14 protein-coding genes and 1 pseudogene are annotated in these 16,267 nt (G+C 73.0%); 9 read left to right on the top strand and 6 right to left on the bottom strand.

What is annotated here, in order from left to right:
• Positions 1 to 79: 79 nt before the first annotated feature.
• The 4 genes and pseudogenes from ACFV8H_RS17775 to ACFV8H_RS17760 all read right to left on the bottom strand — a co-directional run.
• Positions 80 to 888, bottom strand: a pseudogene (locus tag ACFV8H_RS17775) (RNA-guided endonuclease InsQ/TnpB family protein); the annotation flags it as partial.
• A 344-nt stretch (positions 889 to 1,232) separates the two neighbouring features.
• On the bottom strand, positions 1,233 to 1,691 hold the full coding sequence (locus tag ACFV8H_RS17770) for a MarR family winged helix-turn-helix transcriptional regulator (protein ID WP_380400719.1): 459 nt from the start codon (positions 1,689 to 1,691) through the stop codon (positions 1,233 to 1,235).
• The gene (locus ACFV8H_RS17765) at positions 1,684 to 2,451 is read right to left on the bottom strand and encodes an alpha/beta fold hydrolase (protein ID WP_380400717.1); all 768 of its coding nucleotides are present in this window, start codon (positions 2,449 to 2,451) and stop codon (positions 1,684 to 1,686) included. The genes ACFV8H_RS17770 and ACFV8H_RS17765 overlap by 8 nt, the downstream gene beginning before the upstream one ends.
• 88 nt (positions 2,452 to 2,539) lie before the next feature.
• Positions 2,540 to 3,196, bottom strand: coding sequence for a TetR/AcrR family transcriptional regulator (locus ACFV8H_RS17760; RefSeq protein WP_380400715.1), 657 nt, complete (start codon positions 3,194 to 3,196; stop codon positions 2,540 to 2,542).
• 161 nt (positions 3,197 to 3,357) lie between these two features.
• Between ACFV8H_RS17760 and ACFV8H_RS17755 the strand changes: the two genes are divergently transcribed.
• The 4 genes from ACFV8H_RS17755 to ACFV8H_RS17740 all read left to right on the top strand — a co-directional run bounded on the left by ACFV8H_RS17755 (position 3,358) and on the right by ACFV8H_RS17740 (position 7,334).
• Positions 3,358 to 3,972 (top strand): SRPBCC family protein, encoded by a 615-nt coding sequence (locus tag ACFV8H_RS17755; protein WP_380400714.1) that lies wholly within the window; start codon positions 3,358 to 3,360, stop codon positions 3,970 to 3,972.
• Positions 3,973 to 4,111: 139 nt separating this feature from the next.
• A complete protein-coding gene (locus ACFV8H_RS17750; RefSeq protein ID WP_380400712.1) occupies positions 4,112 to 5,524 on the top strand; it encodes a uracil-xanthine permease family protein in 1,413 nt (470 codons plus the stop codon).
• A gap of 125 nt (positions 5,525 to 5,649) precedes the next feature.
• A complete protein-coding gene (locus tag ACFV8H_RS17745) occupies positions 5,650 to 6,384 on the top strand; it encodes a heparin lyase I family protein (protein WP_380400710.1) in 735 nt (244 codons plus the stop codon).
• A 173-nt stretch (positions 6,385 to 6,557) separates the two neighbouring features.
• Complete coding sequence (locus tag ACFV8H_RS17740) at positions 6,558 to 7,334, top strand: class I SAM-dependent methyltransferase (protein ID WP_380400708.1); 777 nt, start codon at positions 6,558 to 6,560, stop codon at positions 7,332 to 7,334.
• A 179-nt stretch (positions 7,335 to 7,513) separates the two neighbouring features.
• Here ACFV8H_RS17740 and ACFV8H_RS17735 read toward each other — a convergent pair whose 3' ends face one another.
• Positions 7,514 to 8,716 carry an MFS transporter gene (locus ACFV8H_RS17735; protein WP_380400706.1) on the bottom strand — a complete coding sequence of 401 codons (1,203 nt, stop codon included), beginning with the start codon at positions 8,714 to 8,716 and terminating at the stop codon, positions 7,514 to 7,516.
• 349 nt (positions 8,717 to 9,065) lie between these two features.
• On the opposite strand from ACFV8H_RS17735, the gene ACFV8H_RS17730 reads away from it, so the two are divergent.
• From ACFV8H_RS17730 to ACFV8H_RS17710, 5 genes are all read left to right on the top strand, one after another.
• Complete coding sequence (locus ACFV8H_RS17730; protein WP_380400705.1) at positions 9,066 to 9,746, top strand: hypothetical protein; 681 nt, start codon at positions 9,066 to 9,068, stop codon at positions 9,744 to 9,746.
• A 224-nt stretch (positions 9,747 to 9,970) separates the two neighbouring features.
• Positions 9,971 to 11,593, top strand: a complete 1,623-nt coding sequence (gene dacB / locus ACFV8H_RS17725) for a D-alanyl-D-alanine carboxypeptidase/D-alanyl-D-alanine-endopeptidase (RefSeq protein WP_380400703.1) — start codon at positions 9,971 to 9,973, stop codon at positions 11,591 to 11,593.
• Positions 11,594 to 11,736: 143 nt separating this feature from the next.
• On the top strand, positions 11,737 to 12,699 hold the full coding sequence (locus ACFV8H_RS17720; RefSeq protein ID WP_380400701.1) for a quinone oxidoreductase family protein: 963 nt from the start codon (positions 11,737 to 11,739) through the stop codon (positions 12,697 to 12,699).
• 33 nt (positions 12,700 to 12,732) lie between these two features.
• Positions 12,733 to 13,332, top strand: coding sequence for a TetR/AcrR family transcriptional regulator (locus tag ACFV8H_RS17715; protein WP_380400730.1), 600 nt, complete (start codon positions 12,733 to 12,735; stop codon positions 13,330 to 13,332).
• Positions 13,333 to 13,667: 335 nt separating this feature from the next.
• Positions 13,668 to 15,056 carry an MFS transporter gene (locus ACFV8H_RS17710; RefSeq protein WP_380400699.1) on the top strand — a complete coding sequence of 463 codons (1,389 nt, stop codon included), beginning with the start codon at positions 13,668 to 13,670 and terminating at the stop codon, positions 15,054 to 15,056.
• Between the two features lie 59 nt (positions 15,057 to 15,115).
• Here ACFV8H_RS17710 and ACFV8H_RS17705 read toward each other — a convergent pair whose 3' ends face one another.
• Complete coding sequence (locus ACFV8H_RS17705; RefSeq protein WP_380400697.1) at positions 15,116 to 16,060, bottom strand: hypothetical protein; 945 nt, start codon at positions 16,058 to 16,060, stop codon at positions 15,116 to 15,118.
• Between the last annotated feature and the right edge of the window lie 207 nt (positions 16,061 to 16,267).

The raw sequence follows: 16,267 nt of genomic DNA, 5'->3' as shown, positions 1-16,267 counted from the left end.
CGAGCGACGCGCCGATCTCCACCAGGGACTACTCGACCTCGCCTGCAGCATCATCTGCCTCCGGCGCCTTCGAAAGTCATTCTGAAACGATCAGTAAGGCGGTCTTGTGGGCGTGATCGAGACGCTGGCGACGAACCTTGCGGTGCAGGTCGGCTAGGCGCCGGACGGCCTTCTTGCGGCGGTTGCCACGCCGCTTGCATCGTGACAGGGCCTGCTGCGCGGCTTCGAGTTTCGCGGCTGCCTTGGCCCTGTGGCGGGAGTTGGGGACGAACTCACCGTTGGAGTCGGCGAGGAAGTTGGCTATGCCCATGTCGATGCCAACCACGGAGCCGGTCGCGGGCAGCGGCTCCGGTTCACCCTGTTCGGCAGTCAGCACCACGTACCAGCGCCTGCCCTCACGCTTGACCGAGAGGGTCTTGACATTCCCCGTCACCAGCCGGTGCCGATTGACTTTGACGTGTCCAACACCTTGGACCCGGACACGGGTGACCGGATCATGTGGTGTGGAATCCCAGCGGCAGCCGTCCCCGTCCCTGGGGAAGTCCACCGTGCGAACCAGTTCACCCCACGAAAGCGCGGATAGCCCGGCGTCTCACCGGACTTGACCCGGCGGAAAAATGCGGCAAACGCCTTGTCCAACCTGCGCAACGTGGCCTGCTGCGAGGAAAACGACCAGCGGCCCTGACGCTCCGGATCGAACGCCCGGATCTCCTTGAGCTGCGCCGACTGATCGCCGTACCGGATCGTGGTCTTCGACCCGTGCCCGAAGGCGTCACGCCGTTCCTGCAACGCGCCATTGTAAAGCGAACAGTGATCCCCCAACATCTGAGCAAGCGCTTGCTGCTGACCCATGGTCGGCCGCATGAGGAACTTATACGCACGGATCACCCGGCCAACCCCCTTTCGGTCAACGCGATCACCGTAATGCGCCCCACTGACACTGATAGTCGCAACTGGGTCTCCGGTGGTCGTGGCTCTGCCACTGACTGACGCTCTGCTGGGCTGTCCAACGCCAGGAATACGGTGCTTCGCGCATACCCATGCGAGATCAGGTGATGGACCGCTTCGGGGCCCGGACCCGGTTCCAGACGGGCATCCAGGCGGCACGGGCGAAGCTGCTGTGACGTCCCGTCGGCATCTCCTGCGAGCGGAGCGTGCTGTCGGTCGAGGCCGTGCTGTCGGTCGAGGCCGTGGTGCCGGTCGGCGTCGTGGCGCCGGTCGGGGTCGTGGTGTCAGTCGAGGCCGAGGCGCTTGTTGAGGGCCTCGCCCGAGGGCAGGGGGTCGATGAACCGGTGCAGGAAGGCGAGCATCGCGTCGGTGTCCAGGCCCTCGGCGGCGGCGTCCATCCCGGCGTAGAGGAACTCCTCGATCTCGGCGACGGCGGTGGCCAGGCGCACGCCCTCGGGGGTGAGGCTGAGCTGGAGGTAGCGGCGGTCCGCCTCGTCGGGGCGGCGCTCGACCAGCCCGGCCGCGACGACGCGCTCGACCAGGCGGCTGGGGTTGGTGCCGCTCTCGCACACCAGCAGCTGCCCGAGCCCGTTGAGGCTCAAGGTGCCGTGCTGCTGGAGCAGGCGCAGCACCTCGGCCTGCGACGGGGTGATGCCGTGGGGCTTGAGGGCCTGGATCAGCAGCCGGTTGCCCTCGCGCTGGGCCGCCAGGATCGCGAACCGCAGGTGTTCGGCGTTACGCACCGGCGTCCTTCCGGGTGGTGGGGTCGATGGTCGGCAGGGTGTCGAGGAAGTCGTCGACCGCAGCAGCGTAGGTGGCCGGGTGGGAGAAGCGGAACATGTGGCCGGTGCGCGGCAGCACGACCTCCCGGGCGTCGGGGATGCCCGCGAGCATGACCTTGGCGGCGTCCTCGCCGATCAGCACGTCGTGCGAGGGGCTCAGAAGCAGGGTCGGGACCTGGACCCGGCCGAGCGCGCCCACGTAGTCGGCGGTGAGGACGGCACGCAGTCGGGCGCCGAAGGAGCCGGCCGGGGTATTGACGAGGAACAGCTCACGGCTGCGCGCCTCGCTCCAGGGCACCTGCCCCTCGCCGTCGAACGGGGAGGCGAGGCGGTGGGCGTGGGCGCGCAGCGTCAGCTGCCGGTACAGCGGGCCGCGGGCCGAGCCGATCGCCCGCATCAGGGCCTTCCACGCCGTGGAGTCGACCGGGTTGGCCGCGAATCCGCCGGACAGGACCAGGGCGCGCAGGCCGCGCGGGCGGCGGGTCGCGAGCGCGAGGGCGATGTTCGCGCCGAAGGAGTCGCCGACCAGCACGTAGTCGTCCAGGTCCGCGACCGCGTTCTCGACGTGGTCGGCGTAGCGCTCGATGTCGTCGACGCCCTCGGGCAGGCGCAGCGTCCGCCGGGGCGCCTCACCGTAGGGGGCGAGCTGCTCGGCGCTCCACGGAGCACCGGAGAAGCAGGGGACGAAGACGAGGGTCGGGGTTTTCGCCGTAGTGCTCATACCGAAGACGGTACACGACATATGTCACGACACATGTGTCATGACATATGTGAGCTGGATCACATTCAAGGCCCGGTGGGGTGGGCGCTCAGGCGAGCAGGTCGTCGAGTTCGGCGGCGTAGAGCAGGGCGGGATCGAAGCCCATCCCGGCGAAGTGGCCGGCCAGCTCCAGGGACAGCACGCCGTGCAGGCGGGTCCACAGGCTCAGGAAGCGGTGCAGCGCCTCGGGCGGGGCGGGGTGGCCGAAGGCCCAGTCGCGGTGGTCGGCGAGGTGTCCGGCGAGCGCGGTGGGGGGCGACTCCCGCCCGGCGGGGGCGGCGACGCAGGCGTCCAGCAGGACCGTCATGATCTCGCCGGAGATCGCGGTGGTGTCCTCGGGGGCGTGGTAGCCGGGCACGGGGGTGCCGTAGATCAGGAAGTAGCGCTGGGGGTCCGCGAGGGCCCACAGCCGCAGGGCGTGGGCCAGCGCGCGCAGGTCGGCGCCGCCCTCGGCGCCCACCCGCAGGGTGTCGGCGAGGCTGCGGTAGGCGTCGCGGACGAGTTCGGTGATCAGCTCGTCGCGGCCGGCGAAGTAGCGGTAGAGCGCGGGCCCGCTCAGGCCCATCCGCTTGGCGATGGCGTTGAGGGAGAGCGCGGAGGCCCCGGCCGTGGCGATCTGCTCCCGGGCGTGCCGCTTGACCTCCTCGCGCACCTGGGCGCGGTAGCGCTCCCTGGGGGTCGCGGTGTCCGCCTCCGCCTCCGCCATGCTCCGCCGCCTTCCGTGCCGCGTGGGCTACATCCTCAAGTTTTGGTTAGAGGCTATCACTGGGCCTGTTGACCCCGGCCGGGCTCAGGAGTTACAACTTCTAACGAACGACAGAACACCTAACGGATCCACCAGACCTCCGTCGACCCAAGGGGACCGCCATGTCCGGCATCCGCACCGCCCTGTCCGCCGCCGCCCTGTCCGCTGCCGCCCTCGCCGTGCTCGGCACCGCCGTGCCCGCCCAGGCCGACGCCGCCCACTCCCCCGCCCCGCTCACCTGCCGCGGGCAGGGCGTCGACCCCGCCGCCCAGGTCCGCTACCGGACCGAGGCCGTGATCCACGCGCCGCTGTCCACCGTCTGGCGGCTGCAGACCGACGTCGCCCGCTGGCCGTCCTGGCAGCACGCCGTGTCGGGCGCCGAGCGCCTGGACCGCGGTCCGCTGCGGGCCGGCTCGGCGTTCCACTGGACCACCCCGCTGCCGCCCAACCCCGCCACCACCGCCCCCGCCCTGTCCATCACCTCCACCGTCCGGCAGTTGAAGCGCGGCGCCTGCATCCGCTGGACCGGCCCCGCCCTCGCCGAGGGCCTGCGCATCGACGGCGTGCACGTGTGGACCTTCACCCCGGTGCCCGGCGGCGTCCTGGTGCGCACCGAGGAGACCCACACCGGGCCGCAGGTCGACGCGGACGTCCCGGCCGCCACCGCGATCCTGCGCCAGGGCCTGGACGCCTGGCTGGGCGACCTGGCGAACGCCGCCGCCGAGGCCCGGGGCTGACGCCCCGTCGCACTCCCCCGGCCCCGGCCGCCCGCGCGAGTGCGCAGGTCAGGAGCGGGGCCGGGGGCGCGATTCGGGGCCGGGAGGCACCAGAATGGTGCGAACACCCCCCGGAAGTTGACAGAAAGTGAACCCCCACATGGATCTCGGCGTGCGCTGGAAGCTGCACGGTGACGGGCGAACGCCCGCACCGGGAGCGGTCGTCCGCCCCGACGAACGGCTCTCCTGGCCCCGCACGGCAGGGCTCGGCGCCCAGCACGTGGTCGCCATGTTCGGGGCGAGCTTCGTCGCCCCGGTGCTGATGGGGCTCGACCCCAACCTGGCGATCATGATGTCCGGCGTCTCGACCGTCATCTTCCTGCTGGCCACCCGCGGCCGGGTGCCCAGCTACCTCGGCTGCTCGCTGTCCTTCGTCGGGGTCGCCGCGGTGATCCGGGCGCAGGGCGGCACCAGCGCGACGGTGACCGGCGCGGTGCTCGTGGTGGGCGTGGTGCTGTTCCTGGTGGGCCTGGCGGTGCAGTACTTCGGGGCGCGGATCATCCACGCGACGATGCCGCCGATCGTCACCGGCGCCGTCGTCATGCTGATCGGCTTCAACCTCGCCCCGGTCACCGCCTCCACGTACTGGCCGCAGGACCAGTGGACGGCGCTGCTGGTGATGCTGTTCACCGGGCTCGCGGTGGTGTGCCTGCGCGGCTTCTGGTCGCGGGTGGCGATCTTCCTCGGGCTGGTCTTCGGGTACGGGATCTCCTGGGTCTTCGACCGGGTCTTCGGCAGGATCCACTCGGTGGGCCCGGGCGGGCAGCTGACCGACCACTGGCGCCTGGACCTCTCCGGCGTCGGCAAGGCGGACTGGATCGGCCTGCCCGCCTTCCACGGCCCCTCCTTCCAGTGGTCCGCCGTCCTGGTCGCGCTGCCCGTGGTGATCGCGCTGGTCGCCGAGAACGCCGGGCACGTCAAGGCGGTCGGAGAGATGACGGGCGAGAACCTGGACGACAAGCTGGGCACCGCGATCTCCGCGGACGGCATCGGCTCGGTGCTCTCCACCGCGCTCGGCGGCCCGCCCAACACCACCTACTCCGAGAACATCGGCGTCATGGCCGCCACCCGGGTCTACTCCACCGCCGCCTACTGGGCCGCGGCCGGCTTCGCCCTGCTGTTCGGCGTCTGCCCGAAGTTCGGCGCCGTCGTGGCGGCCATTCCGGGCGGGGTGCTCGGCGGCATCACCGTCATCCTGTACGGCATGATCGGGCTGCTCGGCGCCCAGATCTGGATCAAGTCCGGGGTCGACCTGCGCAACCCGCTGAACCTGGTGCCGGCCGCGGCGGGCATCATCATCGGCATCGGCAACGTGACCCTCAAGTTCAGCGACACGTTCAGCCTCAGCGGCATCGCCCTGGGGACGCTCGTCGTCATCACCGGCTACCACGCGCTGCGGGCGCTGGCCCCCGCTCACCTCAAGACCCAGGAGCCGCTGCTGGACGAGGGCACCTCCTCGTACGACGCGCCGTCCGGGGGCTCCGGGGGCGAGGGGCAGCGGCCCACGCCGTAGGCAGAATTGGCCGGGACATGACCGGACGGTACTTCCGCCGGTCGTTCCGCCTGGTCAGCGGGGCCGTCGGGTGGTCGAATCGCACCGAGCGATCCGACCACCCGATTCCCCCCATTGGGAGTGGCATGTCCGTTCTGCCCCACCACCGCAGGCTCACCGTCGGGGCCCTGGCCCTCGCCGTGTTCGCGATCTCCTGCGGCTCGGCCGCCGCCGGCACCGCCGCCGCCCCGGCGGGCAAGGTCCTGTGGACCCCGAGCACCAAGACCGGCCCGTCCTCCTTCCCCGGCGTGCAGTGCGCCGCCCCGAGCACCTTCGGGGTCGTCAAGGACCCGGTGAAGGGCAGCGTATGGCGGGCCTTCCAGGCCGCGGACCAGGAGCGCTGCGAGACGGTCGGCCCGGACCTGAAGAGCGGCGGCACCTTCTACCTGGGCTGGTCGTCCAAGGTGGACATCAAGGACGACCAGAGCCGGTACGTGTTCCAGCTCAAGTGCTCGCCCAGCGAGGGCACCGCCAACCACCCGATCGAGATCGACATCACCAACAGCCGGGTGCGGCTCCAGGAGTGGGACACCGAGCACGTGGCGCACCCGCTGTGGACGGCGCCGGTGAAGAACGGCGAGTGGCACGCGTACGCGCTCAAGATCCACCTGGGCCGTACCGACGGGACGATCGACTTCTGGTTCGACGGCAAGAAGCAGACGTTCAGCACCGGTGCGGGCACCTTCAAGGGCACCACCTGGGACGGCGACCGCAACTACCTCAAGTGGGGCTCCTACCACCAGAACCCGGGCGCCGCGACGAACACCTTCACCAGCCCGGTGATGGCCACCACCCTGGACCTGGCCACGGCCGGCTCGTAGGCACGCCCACGGCCCCGGCCCCGGCCCCGGCCCCGGCCCCGGCCCCGGCCCCGGCCCGCAACGGATGCGGGCGATCGCCGCAGCTGTCCCGTCGGCCCGCCCGCCGCCCGCGCGGGCGGGCCCGTTCCCGGTAGCGTCGCGACGACCGTGGGGGACGAAAGGGGCAGGCGGACATGGCGCAGGAACAGGGTGACGTACGGGTGGTGCGGACCGAAGACGAACTGCTGGAGCTGCTCGACGGGCTGTTCGCGCAGGCCCGGCGGGAACGGGCGCCGCAACACGCCGACCGGAGCCGGCCGGTGCCGGCCCCCACCGGGAAGCCGGACGAGAGCCTGGCGGACCTGCTGGACCGCGGGGTGATCGGGGCGTCCACGGGTGGACGCGGACTCGACCTCGGCTGCGGCAACGGCCGCAACACCCTCCACCTGCGGATGCACGGTTTCGCCATGGACGGGCTGGACCGCGACCGGCGGGCCCTGGACCAGGCGCGCAGCCGCCAGGAGCAGTTCGAGTACCACCTCGGCTTCGACCTGGGAGTGCGCTTCCACTGCGGGGACGCCTTCGGGCCGGTGGCGGCCGCCCTGACCGGTCCGTACGACCTGGTCTACGACTCGGGCCTCTTCCAGCACCTGCCGCCGCACCGGCGGCCCGGCTACCTGGCGCTGCTGGAGCGGCTGACGGCGCCTGGCGGACACCTGGGGCTGGTCTGCTGCGCGCCGGACGGCGACGGGGCGGGGACGCGGACCCCGGACGCGCAGCTGTACCGGGACGGCGCCCCGCACGGCGCCCCGGCCTACACCGCCGACGAACTGCGCCGGATCTTCGTCGAGGGGCCGCTGGGCCTCCAGGAGGTGGAGCTGCGGCGGATGCGCGACGAATCGGCACCGGAGGCGAGCCGGTTCGGCCGGCCCGGCCTGTGGGCGGCACTGTTCCGGCGGCCCGAGCGATGAAGCGCCCGATGCCCGGGCCGGGCGGGGGCGGGGGCGGCCCGACGGCCTGACGGGCCTTCCGGGACGGCCGTACGCCCGACCCGCCCGACCCCGGCGCCGACGACGAACCGCCCGCCGACGGCCCGGTACGGTCCCCGACGGAGCCGAGCCGAACGCGGGCGCCCCGCCGCCGGGAGGCGTCAGCGGGTCCGGGCCACCCGGGCCGCCGCCACGGCCACCAGCAGGCCCAGCCCCACGCAGGCCGCGCAGACCAGGAACATCGTCCGGTACCCGGTGGCCTCGGCGACCAGCCCGAGCGAGCCGCTGCCGGCGGCGAGGCCCACCGTGAAGCAGGCCCCGAAGGTCGACAGCGCCGTGGCACGCCCGCGTTCGTCGACCGAGCGCACCACGAACAGCCCCAGCACCGGGTAGATCTGCCACATGCCGATCCCGGTGAGCACCCCGCCGACCACGCCCAGGACGAGGCCGTTCGACAGCCCGATGAGCGCGACCCCCAGGGCCTCGACCAGGAACAGGGCGGCGAGCGCCACCGGTCGCGTGGCCTCCCAGCGGATCCAGGTGCTCGCCACCCGCAGCAGCACCACCGTCAGCGAGTAGGCGGTGACCACGGCCGCTCCCCCGGCCACCCCGAGGGCGTCGAACTTGGCGACCGCGAAGCCGGAGACGGCCGCGAAGCCGAACGCGGTGAACACCAGCGCCACACTGGACAGCACCGTACCCAGCAGCGCCCGGCCCCGCTCGATGCCGCCCGCCCCCTCCTTCGCCTTCGGCGGCACCCGCACCTCGGGTACGGACATGGCGATGGGTATGACGAGCAGGGCGAGCAGCCCGGCGATCACGAACGTGGCCGTCGTGCCCGCCAGGTGCTCGACCAGCGTGCCCAGCGGGGCGCCCAGGCCGATGGCCACGTAGATGACGGTGCCGCTCAGTCCCAGTGCCCAGCTCTGCCGGTCCTTGGCGACGAGCTGGACCGGCCAGACCCCGGTCGCGGCCAGCATCACGCCCATGCCGATGCCCACCAGCATGCGCAGGCCCACGAGTTGGGCGACCGACCCGGCGAGCGGGTAGCAGACGGTGGCGAGCGTGGTCAGGATCGCGCCGCCGATGGTCAGGGCCCGGGCGCCGAGGCGGTTCATCAGCGCGCCCGACACCGGGCGGGACAGCAGCGCGGTCAGCGCGTAACCGCCGACGACGGCGCCGACCTCGGCGGGGCCGCCGTGCAACGGGCCCGTGACGAGGCCGGGCAGGATCGGGATGGTCAGGGCGAACGGCATGTAGCCGATGCCGCTGCCCAGGGCGATCAGCAGGGCGTGCCGTACGGATCGCTTGTCGGTGGTCTCGGTCGCAGGCTGCTGCTCCAGCTGCCCGGTCTGCACACGCACAGGTTCACTCCCCCAGGTTCACGAGCCCCCTCACCTGTGCGGTGCGACGGCCCGGACCGCAGCGGCTGCGGTCCGGGCCCACTGTTTCAGACCCTGCCGGACCCGCCACCACGGACGGCCGCGACGAACGAGCGCCCCTCCCCCTTTCCTCCGCTCCCCTCCCCCCTTGCCTCCGTTCCCCTCCCCTTCCTCCGTTCCCCTGCCGAACGCCAACGCGAAGGGGGCGAACGGCCGTTGGGCCGTTCAGGCGATGCCCCCTCCTTGCCCACCAGTGCCGGGTTTGGGGTGTTCGGGGCGCCGGAAGCCTTCACCCCGGAAACATCGATCCCTGCACGAAGGGCCGTTCGCCATGAAGAGCTTCACCCGGAGGTTGTCGCTGCTTGCCGCCGTCACCGCGACGGCGGCCGCGATCGGCACGGTCCCGGTGCCCCTCGCCCAAGCCCGCACCGAGCTGTTCACCCCTCCGCAGCTCGGCATCCGGTTCAACGCCGACGGAGACCCGGGCCAGTGCGGCGGAAGAACGGGCGACCAGTGGAAGAACGACTTCGACGCGACCGAACCGATCCGCTTCGACACCGACTCCCGCCCCGGCGGCTGCCGGCTCGCGTTCGGCATCTACGACCCGGACGATCTGCTGAGGGGCTCGTCCGTCACCTACACCTTCCAGGCCACCCCCGGCGGCGATCCCGCCCAGTGCGGAAACCCCGGCACCCACCGGATGCCGATCGACGGGACGTCCCGGACCTTCGGCCCCACCATCCGGATCGACACCGACAACCGACCGGGCGGATGCGATCTCACGTTCGCCCTGTCGAGTCCCATCGGCATGAGCATCGGCGTCAACTACTCCTCGGACGGCGACCGCGCCCAGTGCGGGAACGCCGGCCCTGATCTCGGCCTGTTCAGCCCCGTGGACAACGACCGCCAGATCACCGTCCGCATCGACACCGACGACCGGCCCGGCGGATGCCGGCTCCAGCTCCGGCTGGCCAGCTTCTCGTCCGGGAGGGCGTCCCACACGAACGGCTGAGCGGGCCGCACCGGGCCCGCGGAGCCGCGGGCCCGGGCCTCACCTCGCCGTCCGGGCCCGCCGTCCCGGTCCCCGGGGCCCGCCTTCGACCGATCGGATGGTTTTCACACCCCGCGTCGTCAGCACGCCGCCGGGGGTCCCGGCGCCCGGAGTCCGCGTACCTACCATGTGCGCCTTGAGCGCCCCGCGAAACGGGGCTTCCGACTCGAGGAACGGCTGAGCGCATGAGAGCAAGGATCCGCGGCCGGCTTCGGCCCTGGGCCGTCGTCGGCGTCGCACTCGCGGTCGTGGCCGGTACGGCCGCCGCCGCGCCCGCGGGGAACCCGCAGGACGACCTCGGCCCCGACATCACGGCGATCATGAACAAGCCCGCCTACCAGCACGCCCAGTGGGGGCTGCTGGAGATCGACCCCCAGGACGGGCGGGTCCTCCACTCCCGCTACCCGGACCAGTTCTTCATGCCGGGTTCGACCGTCAAGCTGATCACCATCTCCGGCGCCTGGCACGCCCTGGGCCCCGACCACCGCTTCACCACGCCGGTGCACGCCGTCGGCCGCCTCGACGGGTCGACCCTCACCGGGAACCTGGCGCTCGTCGCCCAGGGCGACCTCACCATGGGCGGGCGCACCAAGGCGGACGGGTCGGTCGACTTCACCCCCATCGACCACACCTACGCCGACGACGTCCCGGGCGCCACCCTCACCCCGGAGGACCCGCTCGCCGGCCTGGACCAGATCGCCCGTCAGGTCCGCGACTCGGGCATCACCGCCGTCGACGGCGACGTCGTCATCGACCCGCGGCTGTTCACACCCCCCGCGATCAGCCCCCAGCCGACGCCCCTCATCATCAACGACAACGTCATCGACCTGCTGACCACGCCCTCCTCCCCCGGGCAGCCCGCGCAGCTGAGCTGGCGCCCCCAGGTCGCGCCCTACCAGGTCACCTCCACCGTCCGCACCGTCGACGCGGGCGGCACCACCGACATCCAGGTCGGCGCCTCCCCCGACGGCACGGCCATCACCCTCTCCGGCACCATCGCCGCCGACGCCCCGCCCACCTTGAAGATCTCCCAGGTCCAGGACCCCAACGCGTTCGGGCGCACCGCCCTGATCGAGGCGCTGGCCCGCGCCGGGGTCACCGTCACCGCCCCGCCCACCGGGCCCAACCCGCAGGCCGCGCTGCCCGCCTCGTACAGCGGCGATCCCCAGGTGGCCGCCTTCGTCTCCCCGCCGTACCGCGAGTACGCCAAGCTGATCCTGAACGTCAGCCACAACCTCGGCGCCAACCTGGCCCTGTGCAACATGGCCGCCGACCGCGGCAGCACCAACTGCTTCGACGGCTTCCCCGTCATCCACGACTTCCTCACCAACACCGCGAAGGTGGACCCGACCCAGTTCCAGATGGCCGACGGGCGCGGCGACGTCCCCGTCGACCGGGTCACGCCCACCGGGCTCAACCAGCTGCTCGCGTACTGGCTGCGCACCCCCGACGCGGACGCCTTCCGCACCTCGCTGCCGATCCTCGGCGTCTCCGGCACCGGCGCGCTCTACTGCAACACCGACGCCTGCCCGGCCAGGGGCAAGGTCTTCGCCAAGCCCGGCACCATCATCGGCTTCGACTGGCTCAACCAGCAGTTCGCCATCAACGCCCAGACCTACGCGGGCTACCTCCAGGCGGACGACGGCCACCTCTACACCTTCTTCGTCGGCGTCAACGGCGCGGCCGTCCCGAACATCCAGGGCTTCTTCGACGTCAACGACGACGTCGACCAGATCGCCGTCCTCCTCCAGCAGGAGGCCTGCAAGCAGGACCGCGCCGCCGGCCCGCACCGCCCGACCGCCTCCTGAACTCCGCTGCCCCGCCCGGCCGGTGGTACCGGCCGGGCGGGGCCAGTGAGTTCCCGGTTTCTGGACTTGTGGGTCCATTTTCGGGTGCCTACCGTGCTGGACGTCCCCTCCCGGGACGAACCCGCACAGGAAGGTGTCACCCCATGCACGCGATCCGCATCCAGGAGCACGGCGGCCCCGAGGTCATGCGCTGGACCGAGCTGCCCGACCCCGTGCCCGGCCCCGGCGAGGTGCTGGTGCGCCTGGGCGCGGCCGGGGTCAACTACATGGACGTCGGGGCCCGTTCGCAGGGCGCCGGGGGCTGGGCGGCCCCCGTCGTACTGGGGGCCGAGGGCATGGGGTACGTCAGCGCGCTCGGGGCGGGGGTGACGGACCTGGCGGTCGGCGACCGGGTGGCCTGGTTCTACCACCCGGGCAGCTACGCCGAGTTGCTCGCGATCCCGGCCTCCGCCCTGGTGAAGGTGCCCGAGGGCATCGACGACGCGACGGCGGCCGGCCTGCTGATGCAGGGCCTGACCGCCAACCACCTGAGCACCGAGACCTACCCGGTCGGCCCGGGCGACACCGCCGTGGTGCACGCCGCGGCCGGCGGGGTGGGCCTGCTGCTCACCCAGCTGGTCAAGGCCCGCGGCGGCCGGGTGATCGGGCTGGTGTCCCGCGCGGAGAAGGCCGCCGCGGCCGAGGAGGCCGGCGCCGACCACGTGCTGGTCCACTCCGGCGCCGGTTTCCAGGAGCGGGTACGGGAGTTGACCGGCGGCCGCGGGGCCGACGTCGTCTACGACGGCGGCGGCGCCGACACCTTCGCCTCGTCCCAGCTGGCCCTGCGCCCGCACGGCGTGCACGCCTACTACGGGCCCTTCATGGGCGTGCCCACCCTGCGGCCCACCGACCTGCCCGACAGCATCCTGCTGACCTACCCGGTGGTGCACCACCACGTCCCCACCCGCGAGGCCCTGGTACGGCGCAGCGCCGAGGTGTTCGACCTGGTGCGGGCGGGGCGGCTGATCCAGCGGATCACCGGCCGCTACCCGCTGGCCGAGGCGGCCCGGGCGCACGCGGACCTGGAGTCCCGGCGGACGACCGGCAAGCTGGTGCTGGTGCCCTGAGCGGGAAGGGCGGTGGACTCCGGGAGGTACGAGGTGGCGCTGACCCGCAAGGGCGTGGCGACCAGGGCGCGCATCGTCGAGGGCGCGGCCGGGCTGATCCGTGAGGAGGGGGTGTTCGCGCTGCGGCTGGAGGACGTGATGGCCCGCACGGCGACGAGCAAGAGCCAGTTGTTCCACTACTTCCCGGACGGGAAGGACGAGTTGCTGTTGGCCGTGGCCCACCACGAGGCGGCGCGGGTGCTGGACGACCAGCAGCCGGAGCTGGGATCGCTGGACGACTGGGCGGCATGGCAGCGCTGGCGGGACAAGGTGGTGGCCCGCTACCGCGCCCAGGGGGTGAACTGTCCGCTGCACACGGCGCTGTCCCGGCTGGGCTCGACCACGGAGGCGGCACGGGCGGTGGCGGCGCGGCTGTTGGAGCAGTGGCAGGAGCAGCTCGCGGCGGGGATCCGCCGGCTCCAGGACGGCGGCACGGTCACGGCGGAGCTGGACGCCGGCCGGGAGGCGGCGGCGCTGCTGGCCGGCATCCAGGGCGGGGTGCTGATCCTGCTGACCACGGGGTCCGTCGTCCATCTGGAGGCGGCGCTGGACGTGGGCCTGGAGCGGCTGCGCGGGGCCCGTCCGGGGGCCTGAAAGTGGCAGGTCCCACACCGCTGGGCACCGAAAGTGACGAGGGTCACCCGCGGCGGGCCGCCGGGCGGGGCGGGGGCGGCAGGGCCCGTGAGGACTGGGCGGGGCGTAAACCGGCACGGGCGAAGGGCCTGTCCGCTTCGGGACCTTGGACACGAATCCGGCCGACCTTCGCCCCGGTGGTTCACCCTCCGTACCCGGGCAACCGTGGACGGTCGCCCGGTGTGATCGGACGATGGCGCCGTCCACGGTGGGCGGCGTCGTTCCCCGCCGTCTACCCGGCGCACGGCGACGCGTGCAGAGCGCGTGGCCGTACGTCCCGGAGGACCCGCAGACCCATGTCCCAAACGATCGACAACGCCCCGTATACCGCCTTCCACCGCAGGCTGGCCCTGGCCTGTTCCGGTGGGCCGCTGCTCGACGGCTACATCCTGAGCATCGTCGGTGTCGCCCTGATCGGGATGCGCCCCGAGCTGGGACTGTCCACCGCCGAGGTCAGCCTGATCGGCGCCGCCGCCCTGGTGGGCATGTTCGTCGGCGGCGCCGTGTTCGGCGTGCTGACCGACAAGATCGGCCGGGAGGTGATGTACACCGCCGACCTGCTGGTGATGGTCGCCTGCTCGGTGCTCTCGTTCTGGGTCGACTCGGTGTGGGCGATCACCGTGCTGCGCTTCGTGCTCGGCATGGCGGTGGCCGCCGACTACCCGATCGCCACCTCCCTGCTGGCCGAGTGGCTGCCCGCCAAGCACCGCGGGCGGCTGCTCGGCCAGCAGATCGTCGCCTGGTACGCCGGCTCGGTGCTCGCCTACGTGGTGGGCTACCTGTTCCTGGAGCTGGCCGGGCCGGGCAGCTGGCGGTGGATGCTGGCCAGCTCCACCGTGCTGTGCGTGGTCTTCCTGGTGATCCGCCGCGGCTCGCCGGAGTCGCCGCGCTGGCTGGCCGCCAACGGGCGGGTCGGCGAGGCGGTGCGCGTGGTCGAGAAGCACCTGGGGGTGCGGGTCGACGGCCGCGAGCTGATGCCCGACCCGGCCGGGCGCGAGCGCGCCGCCGGCGGGCTGCGGCTGCTGATGACCCCGCCCTACCGGCGCCGCACCCTGTTCTGCGGCCTGTTCTTCCTGTGCCAGGTCGGCCCGCTGTTCGCGATGCTCACCTTCGGCCCGCAGATCCTCTCCTCCTTCGGCATGCCCGGCGGCACCGTGACGGAGACCCTGGGCACCGGGCTGATCAGCCTGGTCTTCCTGCTGGGCTGCTACCCGGCGCTGCGCCTGATCGACACCAAGGGGCGGCGCCCCGTCATCGTCTGGTCCTTCGCGCTGATGACCGTGCCGCTGGCGCTGCTGGGGGTGTGGCCCACCGCCCCGGCGGCCGTGGCGCTGACCGCGCTGTGCGCGTACGCCTTCCTGTGCGGGGGGCCGAACGTGCTCGACTGGACCTACCCCAACGAGCTGTTCCCGACCGAGATCCGGGCCACCGCCGTGGGCATGGCCACCTCGGTCAGCCGGATCGGCGCCGCGGTGGGCACCTACCTGCTGCCGCTGTCGCTGACCGGCCTGGGCACCGGCCCGACCATGCTGATCGCCGCCGGGGTGACGGCGCTGGGCCTGCTGGTGTGCGTGCTGTGGGCGGAAGAGACCCGCGGCACCGCGCTGGGCGCCTCCCCGGCCGCGCCGCGTACGGACCGGGCCCCGGGCGTCCCGGCGCAGCGGGTGGCGCACACGGTGCGCTGACGACTGGTGCGTGGCGGCGGCGCCGTCCGGGGTTCCCCGGGCGGCGCCGCCGTCGCTCCTCACCATGGCTCGTCCGCCGTGTCGGCGACGCCGTTCAGGCGGTTGAGCGCGGCCCGCAGGACCCGCCGGTCGAGGTACCCCGGGTAGCGGGGGTGGGGCGGGAGGGGGTCGTCGCGTTCGACGCCCGGGGGCAGGCCGCCGGTGGCGGGCGCGAGTTCGCGTTCGTCGCGGAAGGTGAGGGCGGCCCAGAACTCGGCGGCCAGCGGCACGGCGGCCACGCCGGGGGGTGGGGGCCAGCACTCGCCGGTGCGGGGGTGGCGCGGGACGACGGCGAGGTCGGGCAGGCGGTGGGGCAGTGGTCGGCCCGGTCCGGCCAGGGCCGCGCGCAGGGCGGGGCGGGCCGGTCCGGCCGCCGGGGGCGGCAGTTGGGCGAGGAGGGGGCGGAAGGCCTGGGCGAGCGGGCCGGCGGCGAGGTCCAGGGGCGCGCCGTCGGCGGCGTGGACCAGGTGGGCCAGGGTCACGGCGGCCTCCACGTCCCAGCGGATGCTCCGGTTGCCGTCGCCGTCCGACGGGTCGGTGGCGCACCATCGGTCGGTGACGGTGTGCCAGTCGGCGATCGGGGCGTCGGGGCCGGCCGGGACGGGGCGCACCGCGGACGGTTCCAGCCAGGTGGCCTGCCACAGCGAGCAGTCGTCGATCCTGGTGGCCACCTTGCGGCCGCAGCCGGCGCAGGTGACGTTGGGGCCGTAGCGGCCGTCGATGCCGCAGCAGGCGCCGAGTTCGCGCCGCTGGACGAGGGCGGTGCCGTGGGCGTCGCCGGGGGCGATCACGATCGGGCGGCGCTCCCGGGCCGGGTCCCCGTCGACGGCGTAGGTGCCCGATTCCATCAGGACGGGCATGTCCACGCCGTTGCCGTAGCCGAGGCCGCCGTAGAGCGGGTACGGGACCCGCGTCAGCGGCCCGGTCAGTGGGGCGCCGCACCCCTCGCACTCGAAGACCTCCACGCCCGCCCGTCGCCCCTTCCGTCCGCCCCGCCGACGGGCGAGTATCTCCGCCCTGGCGGGCCGGCGCCAGCGGATTTCCGGGGCCCGGATCTGACGGCTTGTCAGGTTCGTGTCGGAGCCGTCCGATCGGCAGTAGCCTCGGCGCTCTGCGACGACGCAACGATGCTCCGAGGGCGGCGGTGGTCGAAGGAAGGTCAGAGGCGGTGC

The organism is Kitasatospora sp. NPDC059827, from assembly GCF_042731675.1.
Lineage (GTDB): Bacteria > Actinomycetota > Actinomycetes > Streptomycetales > Streptomycetaceae > Kitasatospora.
This window is presented reverse-complemented; position numbering and strand designations above follow the sequence as displayed.

What these genes read in the sequence shown, in the direction of transcription:
- ACFV8H_RS17745 (WP_380400710.1), top strand. Translation starts at nt 5,650, where the DNA reads ATGTCCGTTCTGCCCCACCACCGCAGGCTCACCGTCGGGGCCCTGGCC.
- ACFV8H_RS17760 (WP_380400715.1), bottom strand. Translation starts at nt 3,196, where the DNA reads ATGGCGGAGGCGGAGGCGGACACCGCGACCCCCAGGGAGCGCTACCGC.
- ACFV8H_RS17730 (WP_380400705.1), top strand. Translation starts at nt 9,066, where the DNA reads ATGAAGAGCTTCACCCGGAGGTTGTCGCTGCTTGCCGCCGTCACCGCG.
- ACFV8H_RS17765 (WP_380400717.1), bottom strand. Translation starts at nt 2,451, where the DNA reads ATGAGCACTACGGCGAAAACCCCGACCCTCGTCTTCGTCCCCTGCTTC.
- ACFV8H_RS17740 (WP_380400708.1), top strand. Translation starts at nt 6,558, where the DNA reads ATGGCGCAGGAACAGGGTGACGTACGGGTGGTGCGGACCGAAGACGAA.
- dacB (WP_380400703.1), top strand. Translation starts at nt 9,971, where the DNA reads ATGAGAGCAAGGATCCGCGGCCGGCTTCGGCCCTGGGCCGTCGTCGGC.
- ACFV8H_RS17710 (WP_380400699.1), top strand. Translation starts at nt 13,668, where the DNA reads ATGTCCCAAACGATCGACAACGCCCCGTATACCGCCTTCCACCGCAGG.
- ACFV8H_RS17755 (WP_380400714.1), top strand. Translation starts at nt 3,358, where the DNA reads ATGTCCGGCATCCGCACCGCCCTGTCCGCCGCCGCCCTGTCCGCTGCC.
- ACFV8H_RS17720 (WP_380400701.1), top strand. Translation starts at nt 11,737, where the DNA reads ATGCACGCGATCCGCATCCAGGAGCACGGCGGCCCCGAGGTCATGCGC.
- ACFV8H_RS17750 (WP_380400712.1), top strand. Translation starts at nt 4,112, where the DNA reads ATGGATCTCGGCGTGCGCTGGAAGCTGCACGGTGACGGGCGAACGCCC.